14 protein-coding genes and 1 pseudogene are annotated in these 15,319 nt (G+C 55.5%); 5 read left to right on the forward strand and 10 right to left on the reverse strand.

All coding sequences use genetic code 11. The annotated features are described in order from the left end of the window. The first annotated feature begins 9 nt into the window (after nt 1–9). Nucleotides 10–1,254 carry a peptide chain release factor aRF-1 gene (prf1, locus tag JXQ78_RS08980; RefSeq protein ID WP_330630434.1) on the forward strand — a complete coding sequence of 415 codons (1,245 nt, stop codon included), beginning with the start codon at nt 10–12 and terminating at the stop codon, nt 1,252–1,254. 411 nt (nt 1,255–1,665) lie between these two features. On the opposite strand, the gene fer is transcribed toward prf1, so the two are convergent. Beyond that, nucleotides 1,666–2,055 carry a ferredoxin Fer gene (gene fer / locus JXQ78_RS08985; RefSeq protein ID WP_330630435.1) on the reverse strand — a complete coding sequence of 130 codons (390 nt, stop codon included), beginning with the start codon at nt 2,053–2,055 and terminating at the stop codon, nt 1,666–1,668. A 177-nt stretch (nt 2,056–2,232) separates the two neighbouring features. On the opposite strand from fer, the gene hisA reads away from it, so the two are divergent. The 3 genes from hisA (at nt 2,233) to JXQ78_RS09000 (ending at nt 4,444) form a co-directional block, all read left to right on the forward strand. After that, the gene (gene hisA / locus JXQ78_RS08990; protein WP_330630436.1) at nt 2,233–2,961 is read left to right on the forward strand and encodes a 1-(5-phosphoribosyl)-5-[(5-phosphoribosylamino)methylideneamino]imidazole-4-carboxamide isomerase; all 729 of its coding nucleotides are present in this window, start codon (nt 2,233–2,235) and stop codon (nt 2,959–2,961) included. Nucleotides 2,962–3,105: 144 nt separating this feature from the next. Further along, nucleotides 3,106–3,432: a hypothetical protein gene (locus JXQ78_RS08995; protein ID WP_330630437.1), complete on the forward strand. Its 327-nt coding sequence runs from the start codon at nt 3,106–3,108 to the stop codon at nt 3,430–3,432. 58 nt (nt 3,433–3,490) lie between these two features. Then, nucleotides 3,491–4,444 (forward strand): ferritin family protein, encoded by a 954-nt coding sequence (locus tag JXQ78_RS09000; protein WP_330630438.1) that lies wholly within the window; start codon nt 3,491–3,493, stop codon nt 4,442–4,444. 282 nt (nt 4,445–4,726) lie between these two features. On the opposite strand, the pseudogene JXQ78_RS19045 reads toward JXQ78_RS09000, so the two are convergent. From JXQ78_RS19045 to gatB, 9 genes and pseudogenes are all read right to left on the reverse strand, one after another. Further along, nucleotides 4,727–5,071, reverse strand: a pseudogene (locus JXQ78_RS19045) (aminoglycoside phosphotransferase family protein); the annotation flags it as partial. 184 nt (nt 5,072–5,255) lie between these two features. Continuing rightward, nucleotides 5,256–5,657 carry a hypothetical protein gene (locus JXQ78_RS09005; protein WP_330630439.1) on the reverse strand — a complete coding sequence of 134 codons (402 nt, stop codon included), beginning with the start codon at nt 5,655–5,657 and terminating at the stop codon, nt 5,256–5,258. Continuing rightward, entirely contained in the window at nt 5,647–6,063 is a 417-nt protein-coding gene (locus JXQ78_RS09010) for a hypothetical protein (RefSeq protein ID WP_330630440.1), read from the reverse strand. Before JXQ78_RS09010 ends, JXQ78_RS09005 begins: the two co-directional genes overlap by 11 nt. A 30-nt stretch (nt 6,064–6,093) precedes the next feature. After that, nucleotides 6,094–6,549: an SHOCT domain-containing protein gene (locus tag JXQ78_RS09015; protein ID WP_330630441.1), complete on the reverse strand. Its 456-nt coding sequence runs from the start codon at nt 6,547–6,549 to the stop codon at nt 6,094–6,096. A 684-nt stretch (nt 6,550–7,233) separates the two neighbouring features. Continuing rightward, complete coding sequence (locus tag JXQ78_RS09020) at nt 7,234–7,653, reverse strand: Rieske (2Fe-2S) protein (protein ID WP_330630442.1); 420 nt, start codon at nt 7,651–7,653, stop codon at nt 7,234–7,236. Nucleotides 7,654–7,776: 123 nt separating this feature from the next. Further along, entirely contained in the window at nt 7,777–10,263 is a 2,487-nt protein-coding gene (locus tag JXQ78_RS09025) for a DNA topoisomerase I (RefSeq protein ID WP_330630443.1), read from the reverse strand. Between the two features lie 94 nt (nt 10,264–10,357). Beyond that, nucleotides 10,358–11,911, reverse strand: coding sequence for a S8 family serine peptidase (locus JXQ78_RS09030; RefSeq protein ID WP_330630444.1), 1,554 nt, complete (start codon nt 11,909–11,911; stop codon nt 10,358–10,360). 48 nt (nt 11,912–11,959) lie between these two features. Continuing rightward, entirely contained in the window at nt 11,960–12,583 is a 624-nt protein-coding gene (locus JXQ78_RS09035) for an ArsR/SmtB family transcription factor (protein WP_330630445.1), read from the reverse strand. 64 nt (nt 12,584–12,647) lie between these two features. Continuing rightward, a complete protein-coding gene (gene gatB, locus JXQ78_RS09040; protein WP_330630446.1) occupies nt 12,648–14,126 on the reverse strand; it encodes an Asp-tRNA(Asn)/Glu-tRNA(Gln) amidotransferase subunit GatB in 1,479 nt (492 codons plus the stop codon). A gap of 102 nt (nt 14,127–14,228) precedes the next feature. Between gatB and JXQ78_RS09045 the strand changes: the two genes are divergently transcribed. Beyond that, nucleotides 14,229–15,194: a replication factor C small subunit gene (locus JXQ78_RS09045; protein WP_330630447.1), complete on the forward strand. Its 966-nt coding sequence runs from the start codon at nt 14,229–14,231 to the stop codon at nt 15,192–15,194. Nucleotides 15,195–15,319: the final 125 nt, after the last annotated feature.

The following is a 15,319-nucleotide window of genomic DNA, read 5'->3' on the forward strand; positions in this document are numbered from 1 at the left end:
TTCCCACCAATGAATGATGACGCCCAGTCGGACCGTCGGAAATACGAGTTCCGGAAGGTCATCGAAGAGCTGACCGAGTATTCCGGTTCGGGCACGCAGCTCGTCTCCATCTACGTTCCCCCAGACCGACAGCTCAGCGACGTGGTCGCACACGTCACTCAAGAGCACTCAGAAGCCGCAAACATCAAATCGAAACAGACCAGAACCGCCGTCCAGGACGCACTCACGTCGATCAAAGATCGACTGCGCTACTACGATAATCCGCCGGAAAACGGAATGGTGCTGTTTTCCGGGGCGATCGACGCTGGTGGCGGCCAGACAGACATGGTTACGCGCGTGCTTGAGAACCCCCCTGAGCCGATTCAGTCGTTCATCTATCACTGTGATTCTGACTTCCTGACCGAGCCACTCGCAGAGATGCTCGGCGACAAGGGACTGTTCGGGTTGGTCGTGCTTGATAGGCGTGAAGCGAACGTTGGATGGCTGAAAGGAAAACGCATCGAGGCGGTCAAAAGTGCGTCATCGCTGGTTCCAGGCAAACAGCGCAAAGGTGGCCAGTCAGCCCAGCGATTCGCCCGCCTGCGACTTGAGGCAATCGACAACTTCTATCAGGAAGTTGCCGGGATGGCAAACGATCTGTTCGTCCCAAAGCGCCACGAGATGGACGGCGTCCTCGTTGGTGGTCCCTCACCCACGAAAGACGAGTTCCTCGATGGCGAGTATCTCCATCACGAGCTCCAGGACATCGTTCTCGGCAAGTTCGACGTTTCCTACACCGACGAATCTGGGCTTTCGGATCTCGTCGATGCGGCAGGAGACGTGCTGGCCGAAACGGAGATGATGAAGGACAAAACCCAGATGGATGAGTTCTTCAAAGAGCTTCACCAGGGAGAGCTTGCTACCTACGGCTTTGGGGCAACCCGACAGAATCTGATCATGGGTGCCGTCGATCGGCTGTTGCTCAGCGAGGATCTCCGTCAGGATGTCGTCACCTACGTCTGTGCGAACGACCACGAGGAACGAGAGCTCATCGACCGGCGCAAGAACACCACCGACCACGAATGTGAAGAGTGTGGGGACGTGGTGCCCGCCGAGGACGGGACGCGTGAGGATGTCATTGAACATCTGATGGCGATCGCCGAACAGCGCGGCACCGAGACGAAGCTCATTTCAACGGACTTCGAGGAGGGCGAACAGTTGATGAACGCCTTTGGAGGGATTGGCGGGATTTTGCGCTACTCCACTGGGATCTAAGCATAGAGGGTTTGCGTTGCAGATATGGGTCATTAATCACCTATTAGTCAAATTATATCTATCTCCAGATAGAGTAGGTACACCCCTATCGATTTGTTCTACAGCAATCCCGTATTCCGAAAATTCGTGTTTTATACCCATAAATAACAAGTTGTTAATATGTCTATATATTGATTACCATTAGAGAACTGAATCAGATCGCCAATCAATTTCGTCGCCGTAGGCGAAGCGTTGTGTTTTTCTTGCTACTAGACACTTCTCATCGATATCATCGACACCTGAGCTGCAATTTCCAACCAGAACAAATCGATAGGGGTGTGTCTGTCTATCACCACTTCAGCGAGCGCTCAAAACAGAGCATCCTGTGAAAAGCGGTTCGCAGAGCCGACGTAATATCGACGGTGTACCGACTCAGATAACGCGGTTCTGCAGGTAGTCGAGATGCTTTGCGTTGTATACGATCTGGACCTCATCGGCTGCTGGCGAGCCAATGCAGGTCAGCCGGACGTTGCGATCCTGGACTTCCTCGTCCGAGAGGATCTGCTGCATGTCCATGTCGATGTCGCCTTCCGTGACGATAGCCGCACAGTTCGCACACGCACCGGCACGACACGAGAACGGCCAGTCGTAGCCCTGTGCCTCTGCGGCTTCGAGGATGTACTCCCCTGCGTTAACGTCGATCGTTCCGTAGTCCTCTTCGTCGAAGTCCTCACCGGCAGCTTTCTCGAAGAGATCGTCGTCCTCGAGCGACCAGCCGTGGTCGTCGAGCACTTCGTAGTTCAGGTATTCGACAGTGGGCATCAAACGGCGGTTTGACGGCCACCGTGTTAGGCCTTGCTGTTGCAGGTGCACAAACGCTAACGGTTGTAAATGAACAAATCGGGAATTGAGCCCGACTGACGAGTGGCCGACTGAACGGTCCGAGCAAATGGTGGCCGTATCCAACTGCTTTTTTCGAGGGGCCACCCAGTTCGAGTCATGTTTCCGGCATTCGAAGTGATTCCGGCCGTTGACATCCAGGACGGACAGGCCGTCCAGCTTGTCGGGGGAGAACGCGGCACTGAGACGACGTACGGCGACCCCGAACGGGCTGCTCGACGGTGGATCGACGCCGGTGCAGAAACGATCCACTGTGTCGATCTCGACGGTGCGTTCGACGGCGAGCGAAAGAACGAAGCCGCCATTCAGGCGATTGTAGACACTCCAGCCACGGTCCAGGTTGGCGGGGGAATCCGGAGTCCAGAGGCGGCGATATCACTGCTCAATTCCGGCGTCGATCGCGTGATACTTGGCACCCTCGCCGTCGAAGAGCCCACAGTCGTCGAGACGATCAGCGAGCAGTATCCAGACGGCGTGCTGGTGAGTGTAGATGCACGCGATGGAGCGGTTGTCGTCGAGGGCTGGACCGAACGAACGGAGATTGATCCCGCAACCGCCGCCAGCAGATACGAATCGCTCGGTGCTGCCGGAATTCTCTTTACCGATGTCGATGTCGAGGGACAGCTCGAAGGTGTCAGAACCGAGCCAGTCGAACGTGTGGCCAGTGCCGTCGACATCCCCGTGATTGCCAGCGGTGGCGTCTCCACACTCGAGGACATTGAAGCGCTTTCGAAAACCACCGCTGGCGCTGTCGTCGTCGGAACCGCACTGTATGAGAGGGCATTCACACTCCAGGCGGCCATCGAGGCCACACACTACCGGGAGTGAATAATACCTACTCTGATCGAAAATTAAGAGAGACAATCACCGAAGCGGTATCTGATTCTGGTCGAAAATCAACTGCCATCGTATAGTATACACTACTATGCTATAATTAAAAAATTACTTTAAATAGCAAACGAATGAGTATTTATGGTCGTATCCAAGACCATCCAGTTGACCCAGGCTGTTGCTGTTCTGGCCCTCCCCGCTTCGCTGTGTGTGCTCGGCTTTCTCGGTGTCGGTCCGCTCTCTACTACAGGGAGCATCCTGTTGATTGCCCTGCTGGGAGCAGTGCTCGCAGCCGCTGATCGAGCAGTTGTTTCGGCCCTGAGTGCGCTGATGTTTGCCGGGGGGTACGTCACGATTCACTACAACGTCGATCCAAGCGCGGCCTACGTCGTGTTCGGTGCCGTGTTGTTCTGTCTCGGTGGAATCTACCACGTTGGCCACCGGATGGAACAGCTCACAACCGCCTGAATCGATTGCCAATTTCTATCAATTACCTATTTCGTTGTTCGTTACATACAGATGTTTGATGCCACAAATTGAGGACACAACCCGAAACTACCGGCTTGATCCGGACTCGTTTGCCGGCGGATATTTCAGAAACGCGGTGTATCGCCACTGGGATCCATACGAGGACGTTCCCCAGACGTTGCTCGAAAACGATCGGGCCCGCTTGAGTGAGGAAGATGTCGATCGGGCGGAGTTCGAAAGCCTTCGTCGGACGCTCGCGCTGTTTGGAGCCGGAGAGGAGGCAGTGACGGAGGATCTCACGCCGTTGTTACAGGTGACGTCGGACGTGGATCGGGAGTTGTTTCTCACTTCACAGCTCTACGAAGAAGCGAAGCACACGCAGTTTTTCGACCGATACTGGCGAGAAGTGATCGATCCGGTGGCACGTGAACGCGGATTCGAGGTGACAAATCCGACCGACCAGCGCTACTTTTCAGAGGATTACGTGGCGCTGTTCGAGAAAACCGCGACGGCGATGGAGCGGCTGTTGACGGAGGACAGCCCGACGAACCGGGCGCGTGCGTACTGTCATTACCACCTGATCGTCGAGAGCGTGTTGGCACAGACGGGCTACTACGGACTGCAATCGAGTTTCAGTCCGACCGGTGCAGAGCGAACTGGCGAGGACCACATCGATCTTGATGGGTTGATCGAGGGGATCACCCGCGTACGCAGCGATGAGGGCCGCCACGTTGGGTTTGGCATGCACGAAGTCCAGCGACTGATCGGCGAGGAGGATGTCGATCCGGGCGTGGTACAGACCACACTCCAGGAGCTGTTGGGACACGTCGTTGGCATTCTCCAGGCCGGAGAGGAGCTTGAGGAGCCTGCGGTTTCAAACGAGGCGCTGACCAAATACGCCACCGAGAAAACGAGCCGGCGAATCGAGATCATCACCGACGCGAAAGCAGATCTCCCGCCCGTTGACGAGCTCGTTCGGATCGAAGGCGGTCGCGAGGACACCAGCGCCTGACCCGTTCGTTTCCAGTGGAGCTGTGGGTCGGTGTGTCGTGAACGCCGCACCCTGCGAACGTTCTTCTGCGACGCGATTGCACACAGTATGATGAAACTCGGCACAGTTCATCGGTGCCGTTGGTGGTGTTGACAAACGTCTCGCCGTAGTGGTGTAAGAATTACTGGTTTTCATAACCATCGTCACACTGCGTGTAGTTTGACTCGTACACAGTGATAGGACGTACCGGCTAGTCCACCCAGTACCTCCAGCCACACATGGACAGAAAGATCGGGAAGTTGTCTAGCTGTCCGAACGTAGAGGGTGTATAGTCCCAAAATTACGATTAGATCGAATCTTAGTTCCCGACAATTTCTTCGAATGCTGTTCATAGCCCAGTGGGAGCTCTCGAACTGACCGATAGCCGTTCATAAACCAGTCTTGGATCGTGAGAGTATCAAGGGCCAAAAGCTGCCGATCAAGCAAAGTGACAGCGATCGTGATTTGCAGTTCCGGTGGTCCAACCATGACATCCTCCCAGTCAACTATGGCACTGATTGTTGACGTCGAATCGATCGTCACGAGGACGTTCAAGGGACAGAGATCTTTATGGATTATCGTTGATTTGAATTGAAGATCTAAATTCGCTCCGTCGTATGCAGCGGCACTCTATCGAATCTAGGAAATTCTCGATAAATAGAATATCTGCCGTCAGAGATCCCCACCTATGTTTAAGAGACGATGGAAAAATTTCAAAAATTCGTTGAAAAGTTCTGGGTCGGCATACTTCACGAACCGAAGCTGAAGTATTGACTCCAACAGATTGGTAGTCCTATCGATTGTCCGTATACGTCATGCGGGCGTCGTGGCCGGTGTATTGAGCTCCTTCATGCCAAAATATTGCCTCCCAACGCATATCTCCGTCTGGTTTGCACCAGATTTTAATCCGGTGAAAGACGTCAATATCTTGTAATGACTTATGGTAGTCAGCATGGCTCTTCAGATAGTAGTCGTTACCGTTAAAGTTGCTGTCGACAAAACCGGCAGACTCTTTCATCCATCCGGTATCACACCATGTCCTCCAATATCGGTCAACCCAATCCACCTCTCCATTATCTACTGTCCAGTTTGCGAATAATTTTGTCACACACCTGTTAAGAAAGGTCCTTTCAGTAGTAACTACTACACCTCCTTCGTAATTGCCATCATAATCCCAATTGCTTTCACTTCCCATTGTCTTGCTCCCTCTCTATTTCTTGCCCCATATCGTAGTTTCCTGACTTACCTTTATTATCTAGAATTTTACTGATTTTTGGGTTAACTTGGTTACGACCCTTCCCTTCTTCTAAATTGACTCTGAAGTCGTCGGCCGAGTTTTTGATTTGGGGGTTGTAGCTACCAGTTACTGTAACCCGTTGTTGCCCACCTTTGAAGACATCTACCTTTACAGACTCCAATCCTCGAATTGCCGATGTATCGGGCGTAAACTCATTTATTTTCCGGTGTTTCTTCCCTTTTGGACCAGTGACCGCCTTGCGTGGCACGTCTTGTGGTTGCGCACTAACCACCCCTGAGAGGGCAGAGGAGGCAATGGCTCCTCCCCCAATTTTCAGCACTGCTCTTCGGTCTAGCTTGGGCATTTTTGTCATGCCTAACTAACAGATAGACTCTTATATGTTAAGTTTATTTTTTTTATCATATGTGTTCTTACTGGATAGTTCGTCTTGATCTATCATGCTCGGCTGAAGCTCTCTTTGCTCACTCCCCACCTCGTTACTCAGTTCAGTGTTGAGTAGACGCTCGATGTGATGTTCGAATTCTTCATCACTGATTTCCCCCTGAGCATACCTTTCTTGAACAATTGACAGGATTTCTTCTTCAGATCGTTCTTTTTTCTGATTCTCCCCGTCGCGTAACAAGTTTAGTTGCTCCACGATCGGCTCTAAACCTCCTCTACTTAGCACTTCGTATGTGAATATTATCATGCATATTATAGAATATAAATATATAATTGGGACAAATCCGAGGCGAATTAAAATCACTTCCCCTATGACAAAGACGGATAGAAGCTTTGTCCAGTAATAGACGCTGTTACCGTTGCCAGACGTTCTAGGCGTATCCACCATGCCTAAAGGTTGTCACGAAGTCATATAAAATCATCTCAAATCGTAACAACGCCACCACCAGGACTCGAACATGAAGATCTCGTTAACAGGAGGTGCACTACCAACTGAGTTATTGCGGCCCGTTCTGCGTTTGTAGGCGGTGACGTTTCGAGTGTTTAAAATCTATATTGGCCAAAAGTGATGATCTAATAAATCTTGGTGCCGAAATTTGTCTGTTATCAGAAGAATTGTGCGAAAGTCATCCAATTCCACATATTTATCTACAGAGAGATTATAATTGCTGTTCGACACAGTTGCATTATTAGTGAATCATATATGAAAACAACTAGAGTATCTCACATGAGGGGTTGCCACCGCCACAACGAACCTAGACCTTATTAGTTCAGTCGTGGCTCTGACTAGTTCGTCGGCGACGACGAGGAACCGTACGAGATCGTTGTTAGCCTAGACAATGATTCGACGACAGCCACTCTCAGCCCAGCGTATTGTGTTGACATTGAACCCATACTATTACTTTCTTCACCGATAGCCGTCGAAAAGTTGACCCAGAAAATTGGAAATTTTAGGCAGAAACTTGATGCAGATCAGACTCCATCTCAAATGGACTCTACAATCCGAATATCTGAATCGACACAAGAGACTGCAACAACAATATCCGAATGCTCCGAGAGCTGGTTCGATAGCTCAGTACTGAACGTTCGAACTCGATTCTAGCGCCGCCGGATCCGTTTCGATCGGGCCGGCGTGATCGAACGCATAGCCCGCCTCGGTCAACCAGACGGTGCCGTCGTCGGTCGTCACGTCGATCGACTCCAGAACGGCCCCCGGACACGGACCATACGTGCACTCACCAGAGTCGGCGTTGAACATCGCGCCGTGGTTCACACAAACGATCTCGTCGTCGCGCATACTCGCTCCCGAGCCCTTATCGAGCGCCACATCCGTGAGATGCTGACAGTAGTTGAACCAGCCGGCGATCCCATCACCAGTCCGCACCAGGATCGCCTCACGTTGTGTGTCAGTGTCAACCTCTCGAACAGTGAACAAAAATGTGCTCTCATCGGGTACCGAATCGGCGCCGACGATCGCCTCACGCGCAGCCATTAGTACAGACTCTGGGATGAAATCACGTTAACACTTCGAACTGTCAATGAGAATGTTTGATGGTAGCAATTAGCAAGAGTTCATTCTGTGCGCACCGGAACCGAACGCGCCGTTGGATTTGGGCTACACCGCGGCCTGTGTCTGCCACTCCCGAATGCGGTCTTCGCTCACGCCAGATACCTCTCCGGCGAGCTCGTCGGCAACGGCGTCGCGGAGATCCTCGAGCGATTCGATGCCCGCCGCTTTGAGTTTTGCTGCGGTTTTCTCGCCAACGCCGTCGAGATCCTCGAGCGATGAGACGGCATGACGCGCTTGATACTCCTCGTAGTTACAGATCGGACAGCCAAGCTCCCACGGATCGTCGTCCTCGCCGTCGTCTTCGTCGTGCACCTCCAAAAACGGAAGATCGTGAGTCTCACAGAGTTCGTCCGTGACGACGATCTCACCGTGGCGGGGCAGCGGCAAGGAGTACTCACAGTCGGGATAGCGCGTACAGCCGACTAGCCGTGAGCCGGTCCGGAGCTGCTTGATCGCGAGCTCGCCACCGTCTTCCTCGCCACAGGCCGGACAGTCGCCGATGATCCGATCTTCGGTGGCTTCTGCCGTGTCTACCGCACACTGTGGACAGCCGTGAACGAACGTGTCCCTGCCGTCGAGAATCTTCACGTAGTGGAGATCGTGCTCTTCACACACCTCGTCCATGACGACGGGTTCGCCCCGGTTGGGCAACGGAAGCGTGTGATCACAGTCCGGATAGCCATCGCAGCCGATGAAATACGAACCGTGTCGAGAGCGACGGAGCAACAACATGTCGTCGCTTTCGGGACACGGCCCGACCGTCTTATCGGCTTTCAGCGATTTTCGTAATCGGTCGCCAATCTCCTCGTGTGAGCCCGACAGCGACTCAAACACGCGTTCGAGGACCGCTCGCGACTCGTCAGTAACGTCATCGAGCGTCGCCTCCCCATTCGCGATCGCCGTCATGTCGTCCTCGAGTTCGGCCGTCATCGATTCGCTGACGATCAGATCAGCAAACTCCTCGGCGGCGGCCACCACCCCCATCGCCAGCGCGGTTGGCCGTGGCGGATCACCCTCGATGTAGCCACGATCGTAGAGCTTCTGGAGCGTGTTGTGTCGGGTGGATTTCGTCCCAATGCCGAGTTTCTCCATCGTCTCGATGAGCCGCGACTGTCCGCGACGACGGGGGGGCTGGGTCTGTTTCGCCTCGAGACGAACGTCCTCGATCGTGAGTTCGTCGCCCTCCTCGACGGGCGGGACGTAGTTCTCCGTCGTCGAATGATACGGATAGACGTCGTGATAGCCGGGCTCTGTGAGCCGCTTGCCGTTAGCCTTCAAGCGGTGGTCGTTCGCGAGCGCCACCACCTTCAGATGTGCCCAGGTTGCGGGCTCGGCGACCGTTGCGAAAAAGCGACGGACGATCAGTTCGTAGATCTGCTGTTCATCCTCACCGAGATCATCGGGGAACTCGCCGGTCGGATGGATCGGTGGGTGGTCGGTCGTTTCGGTGTCGCCGGCCGTCGGCTCAATCGACTCCTGTTCGAGCAACGCCGTGGCATCGTCTCCAAACATCCGGTGGGCACTAAACGTCTCCAGAAGCGCTTCTGGATCGAGATCGTCCGGATAGACGGTGTTGTCGGTCCGTGGATAGGTGACGTACCCGGCGGTGTAGAGCTCTTCGGCGAGGCTCATCGCCCGCTGTGCCGAAAAACCAAGCGAGCCCGCCGCACGGATGTACTGTGTGGTGTTGAACGGCTCCGGTGGATCGTCGGTTCGGGTTCGCCGGCTGACCGTCTCGACGAGTGCGCCACCAGCCTCACGGAGCTCTGTATCAACGGTCTGTGCCCGCGACTCGTCCCAGAGCCGTTCGGTTTCGGTGCCATCCTCGCGATGGAAATACTGGGCCTCAAACGATTCGCCGGCCGTCAGATCGGCGAACAGCTCCCAGTAATCCTCGGGGTCGAACGCCTCAATCTCGCGTTCTCGATCGACGATCAGCTTGAGCGTTGGCGATTGCACGCGACCAACGCTGATGAAATCGTTGCCGAGCTGCTTTGCAGACAGCGATAGATAGCGCGTCAACGAAGCGCCCCACAACAGATCGATGATCTGTCGGGCCTCTCCGGCGGCCGCGAGATCGAAATCGATCGATTCCGGGCTGGCAAACGCCTCTTTGACCTCCCGGTCGGTGATCGAGGAGAATCGAACCCGCTCGATCGGCCCTGAGATTTCCTCGTCGATGAGCTCGTAGGCCTCTTTGCCGATGAGCTCACCTTCGCGATCGTAGTCGGTGGCGATCACGGCCGAATCTGCGTCGCGTGCGAGCGACCGCAGTGCGGCGACGATGTTTTCTCTGGTTTCTGTTTTGACAATCTCTGCGTCGACCAACTCCCCGGGACGGACGTCCCGCCAGTCGGCATACTCCGACGGAAAATCAATGCCGACCACATGTCCCGAGAGCCCGATACAGCGACGGTTACCCCACCGATAGACGTTGACGCCGTTGTGGCGCTCTGCGGTGGCGCTGCCGTCGCTCAGAATCTCTGCAATTCGACGGGCTGCGTTCTCTTTCTCAGTGATGATAAGCTCCACTTGGCTGTTCCCTCTCGTTATCATTGGGCTAAGCTGAGTCGTTACCTAACCCTTTCGCCGATTCGTGAGAGGGAGTTTCTCCCACGATTTTGCGTCACTCTGACGGACAGGACAGTTCGTCTGTGGCCGTCGAACAGCCCACTGCACGCGTTGCGTTTAAAAGACCCATTCCAGACCGCGGATCGTTCGATTGTGTACCGACATCGTCTGCGCTCTCCAACAGTCGGGTGCGAACGGTTGCGGGTTCGATCGAACTGTCAGCTGCCATCACGAGCGCGCCAACACCAGCAACGTACGGCGCTGCAAACGAGGTGCCACCGGTGACAGAAAGCCCATCGACGGCGACCGAGGAGGGCGCAACCAGCGACGGATTGGAGACGCTGTGATCTGGGATCGACTCGTCCGTGTAGCTCCCAACGGAGAGAACGGTTTCAACAGTCGCCGGCGACGCCGGTCGTGACGGTGATCGGTAGCCCAGTCTGCGGGTGGCAAACAGCTCGAGTTCGGTGGGAGTGGTGGCGTTCGCCATCGGCGTTGTCTGTTCGATCGAGACGTAGTACGTGCCGTGTGGAACTGTCGTCTGCAGATGTGCAACTGAATCGTTGTCACTCCCCGTCGTCTCTGCCACCATCGCATCAGTGCCCGGCTGGCGGCGATACAAGGACAGATCGTACTCGGGAGCACTCCGATTCCAGCGAAGCGTAAGCGAAACTGAGCCACTGAACGATCGACCATCGTTGAGTGGATTTACCTGCGTGTCATTTGCTATCTGAACCCATTTTCCCGTGGTGTGTGTGCCGTTCCAGTACCGAAGGCGGTGATTGCCAACGGAAGTGACAAACAGCAGATCATCGGCCGTCGAGTGGACGATTTGATCGATCGCTCCCGATCCGTTGGCGGGCTGGCTGTAGTAACTGCCGGCGTCGATAATGATGTCCACGCCCGATTGGTTGAGCCAACGCACTGCGCGTTGATACTCGGTTGGCGTCGTCTCCTCGCCGATAGCTGCCAGCGCCAGGCTCGCGTTCGGTGCAGTGTCCGTGACGACGCTTGCCACTGCAGTGCCGTGTTCGGCGTCGGTTGGCTGTCCAAATCTGGCGTACGTACTGACTTTTCCGGCGATTTCCGGATGGCTCGGGCGAAATCCACTGTCGATGACCCCGACGGTGACGTTCTCGCCAGTAATTGAGTGCTCGTGAACGGCGGTGGCGTTCACGCGCTCTATCCCCGCCGCCTGTCGTCCACTCGTTCGCCTGGGTCCATTGCGTATCTGCACTGTTGAGGCGTTCGTTGCTCGCATGAACGATCGGATCGAGTCCATCGGGATCGACCCGTAGACGACGCGCTTGTCGTTGTGCTGAACGATCCGATGGAGTTGAAACGTGCCCAGCGGCGAGCCACCGTTCGAAATGCTCTTGAGCACGCCCGATTCGCTCGCTGTCGTGATGGCCACATCGACGCGTGAATCAACCGCCGGTACCGATGAATTGTGCTCGAGAAGGCCAGTGCGATCGAATGGATCGGTACCGAACGACTGCCATTCAGTGGTAGTAGCCGAGAGCTGCTGGGGTGGACCAAGCGAAAATGAGAGTAACACCGTCGTGACGACGACCAGAACGAACGCGGACCGCACCAGGCGTTGGGTCATCGCCGCTCAAAACGGGCCATCGACGGTTTTGACCACCACCGGCGACGATCAACCATTGAGTGGTCTCGATCCCTGGAGTCTGTGGCCCAGTACGAACAGGCCAACGGCGAGCAAGCCACCAGCAAGAAAGATTAGCCCCGGCGGGAGACCGAACAGCGTCGTGGCCGTCGCATCGGACGGCCCGACGGCATCTCCAACACGCGGGAGCTGCTCGGAGGTGGAGCGGTCGATCGTTGGCGTCACGAACCACTCCACCAGCACGCTCGCCAGCCCGAGGACGGTGAGAATCGGAATGAGACGCCGAAGCGAGTCAAAAAACCCCTGTTTTCCGTCTTCGCGGCCAACAAACACCACCAGGGGCTCTTCGCTTGGGGCGTATACGGTCATCTCACGGCCCTTTTCCGAAAATCGGGTGTCTGCCGTCCTGATCGCACCGACCGTTTCGAGCTTCGAGAGATGATGACGAGCATTCTGTAAGGAGGTGTCGACACGAGTGGCTACCTCCGAGGCAGTTTTTGGTCCATCGTGGAGTTCACTGAGAATAGCACGGGCAGTGTCCGAAGAGAGCGAAGACAACACGGCACCAGTATCATCACTGTCCAACCAGAGCGTCCGAGGTTCGCCATTCTGCTCCGAACTAGCGCTCGTGCCAGTCGGCAACAGCCCTGACATTAACTGCCAATATTCGCTGCAAATACAAATAGTTGCGGTAAGTATTTCCGTTCGGACCGATAGCTCAGCTGGTTAGTTTTTCTTCGAGTAGCTGGTTAACGGTCTGTGGATCGGCTGATCCACCGGTTTCTGCCATCACCTGTCCGACAAGATAGTTGAGTGCTCCATCCTCGCCGGCGTGAAAGTCAGCTACTGCTTCGGGGTGGTTGTCGATCGCCGTCGCAACGGCTGTTGCCACGGCATCGGCGTCGGTTTTTCCGAGCCCTTCGCGCTCAACGATCGTCTCCGGATGGGCACCATCGTCGAGCATCGATCTGAGAACGACCTCTGCGCCGTTTTTCTCGGTGATCGCTTCGGTCGCAACGAGTTCGAGGAGATCTGCGAACGCTTTGCGATCAACCGATTCGACCGAGCGGTCTCGGTAATTGAGCTCACCGAGCAACACGTCGGCGGTCCAGGTGGCGACGAAATCGGGATCGAACTGACCGACGAGTGATTCGTAGAAATCGGCGACCGCTTTGGTGGCGGTGAGCTTACTCGCCGTTTCATCGGAGAGATCGAACTCCGTGCCGAATCGCTCGCGACGGGCGTCGGGAAGCTCTGGAATCGAAATTTGCTCTTTCCAGCCGGCGACGCGTAGTGGTGGAATGTCAGCCTCGCGGAAGTATCGATAATCCTTTTCTGTCGCTTTCGAGCGCATTGAGACGGTGACGCCACGGCTTTCGTCCCAGTGGCGGGTCTCCTGTTCGACGGCACGGCCACGGCGAATTGCATTGCGCTGGCGGGTGATCTCATACGCCAGTGCTTTTTGTGCGCCCTTGTGACTGGAGATGTTCTTCACTTCGGTCCGGTTTGTGTCTTCAAGGGTAGCCACAGCAATCGAGTCGTCCTCGGCAACCGCATCCGCAGACACCATCGAAATGTTCGCATCCACGCGAAGCGAGCCGTCGCGGTCGGCATCGAAGACGCCGAGATACTCAAGGACCTCGGTGAGCTTCTCGAGGAAGGCACGGACCTCCTCGGGACCACGAAAGTCCGGACGCGTGACGATCTCCATCAGGGGCATTCCCGCCCGGTTGTAATCAACCAGCGTGTACTCTGCCTGATCGATCGAGCCGCCCGCGTGTTTCAGACTGCCTGGGTCCTCCTCGAGATGTGCTCGTTCGATCTCGATCAGTCGGTCGCTGTCCTCGACGGTGATTTCGAGCTCACCGTCTTGACAGATCGGGTTGTCGTACTGCGTGATCTGGAAATCCTTCGGCAGATCGGGATAGAAGTAGTTCTTCCGGTGGAATCGCGTCTGTTCTGGGATCGCAGCGTCGAGGGCTTTTCCGACTTTCACTGCCATCTCGACGGCGGCCTCGTTGAGCACTGGTAACGCCCCCGGGAGTCCGAGACAGACCGGACAGGTGTGTGTGTTCGGGTCGGCGTCCGCAGTGTCAGTCGAACAGCCACAGAAGATCTTCGTTTGTGTTTCGAGCTGGACGTGTACTTCGAGCCCAATGACAGGGATGAGCTCGCGCGTACGGGCGGCCTGGGTCATTACTGGGTGAAACCGCCCGCGAACGCTAAAGGGTATCGGGAGCCACGAACCCAACCGAAGAGACTGCAAGTGAGTTAAGTCCAAACGGCCTCTGGGGTGCGTATGAGCGAGACCGCACCCCAGGGGCGGGAGGTCTGGACCGAAAAATATCGTCCCGAGTCACTTGCGGAAGTTGCCGGCCACGAATCGATCGTCGGACGGCTGGAGAATTACATTGCGCGCAATGAGCTGCCACATCTGTTGTTTGCTGGGCCCGCCGGCGTCGGAAAGACTACGTGTGCTGTTGCCATCGCAAAGGAAATCTTCGGCGAACAGTGGGAGGCGAACTTCCTTGAGCTGAACGCCTCCGACCAGCGTGGAATCGACGTGGTGCGCGATCGAATCAAGAGCTTCGCCCGATCGAGTTTTGGTGGCTTCGACTACCGGATCATCTTTCTCGATGAGGCTGATGCACTGACCTCTGATGCCCAGAGCGCACTTCGTCGGACGATGGAACAGTTTTCACACAACACCCGATTCATCCTCTCGTGTAACTACTCGAGTAAGATCATCGATCCAATCCAATCGAGATGTACGGTGTTTCGGTTCTCCCCGCTGGCTGATGACGCAATCGCCGGCCAACTGCGGTCGATTGCCGACACCGAGGGAATTGCCCTTACTGAAGACGGCATCGAAGCGCTGATCTACGCGGCCGGCGGCGACATGCGAACGGCCGTGAACGATCTCCAGGCAGCCGGTGTGCTCGACGATACGGTCGATGAGGACGCAGTGTTTGCGATCGCCAGCAGTGCTCGTCCCGAAGCAATCGAAGAGATGGTGTCGCTCGCAATCGATGGCGACTTCACCGCCGCACGGTCGATCTGCGAACGATTGCTCACCGACGAAGGGATCTCTGGCGACGACATCATCGATCAGCTCCATCGAACTGTCTGGGAGTACGACCTCGACGACCAGCAGGCAGTGGCGCTGATGGACCGCATCGGCGAAGCGGACTACCGGCTCACAATCGGTGCGAACGAACGCGTTCAGCTCGAAGCCATGCTCGCAAGTCTTGCGCTCGAACAGTAGACACGGTTGTGTGATAGTACCACACAATTCATACGTTAAACCAATGTTTCCACATATTTCATAGATATATCTAAAAATATAATACAAAGATTCGTCTAACACGGTTGTTCGGAAGGGTTTTACCC

The organism is Halocatena halophila, assembly GCA_027563145.1.
Lineage (GTDB): Archaea > Halobacteriota > Halobacteria > Halobacteriales > Haloarculaceae > Halocatena > Halocatena halophila.

Bases quoted from the DNA above. Each gene is read 5' to 3' on its own strand.
- fer (WP_330630435.1), bottom strand. From the start codon at position 2,055: ATGCCCACTGTCGAATACCTGAACTACGAAGTGCTCGACGACCACGGC.
- JXQ78_RS09030 (WP_330630444.1), bottom strand. From the start codon at position 11,911: ATGACCCAACGCCTGGTGCGGTCCGCGTTCGTTCTGGTCGTCGTCACG.
- JXQ78_RS09005 (WP_330630439.1), bottom strand. From the start codon at position 5,657: ATGGGAAGTGAAAGCAATTGGGATTATGATGGCAATTACGAAGGAGGT.
- JXQ78_RS08995 (WP_330630437.1), top strand. From the start codon at position 3,106: ATGGTCGTATCCAAGACCATCCAGTTGACCCAGGCTGTTGCTGTTCTG.
- JXQ78_RS09020 (WP_330630442.1), bottom strand. From the start codon at position 7,653: ATGGCTGCGCGTGAGGCGATCGTCGGCGCCGATTCGGTACCCGATGAG.
- JXQ78_RS09045 (WP_330630447.1), top strand. From the start codon at position 14,229: ATGAGCGAGACCGCACCCCAGGGGCGGGAGGTCTGGACCGAAAAATAT.
- JXQ78_RS09015 (WP_330630441.1), bottom strand. From the start codon at position 6,549: ATGGTGGATACGCCTAGAACGTCTGGCAACGGTAACAGCGTCTATTAC.
- JXQ78_RS09035 (WP_330630445.1), bottom strand. From the start codon at position 12,583: ATGTCAGGGCTGTTGCCGACTGGCACGAGCGCTAGTTCGGAGCAGAAT.
- prf1 (WP_330630434.1), top strand. From the start codon at position 10: ATGAATGATGACGCCCAGTCGGACCGTCGGAAATACGAGTTCCGGAAG.
- gatB (WP_330630446.1), bottom strand. From the start codon at position 14,126: ATGACCCAGGCCGCCCGTACGCGCGAGCTCATCCCTGTCATTGGGCTC.
- hisA (WP_330630436.1), top strand. From the start codon at position 2,233: ATGTTTCCGGCATTCGAAGTGATTCCGGCCGTTGACATCCAGGACGGA.
- JXQ78_RS09010 (WP_330630440.1), bottom strand. From the start codon at position 6,063: ATGCCCAAGCTAGACCGAAGAGCAGTGCTGAAAATTGGGGGAGGAGCC.
- JXQ78_RS09000 (WP_330630438.1), top strand. From the start codon at position 3,491: ATGCCACAAATTGAGGACACAACCCGAAACTACCGGCTTGATCCGGAC.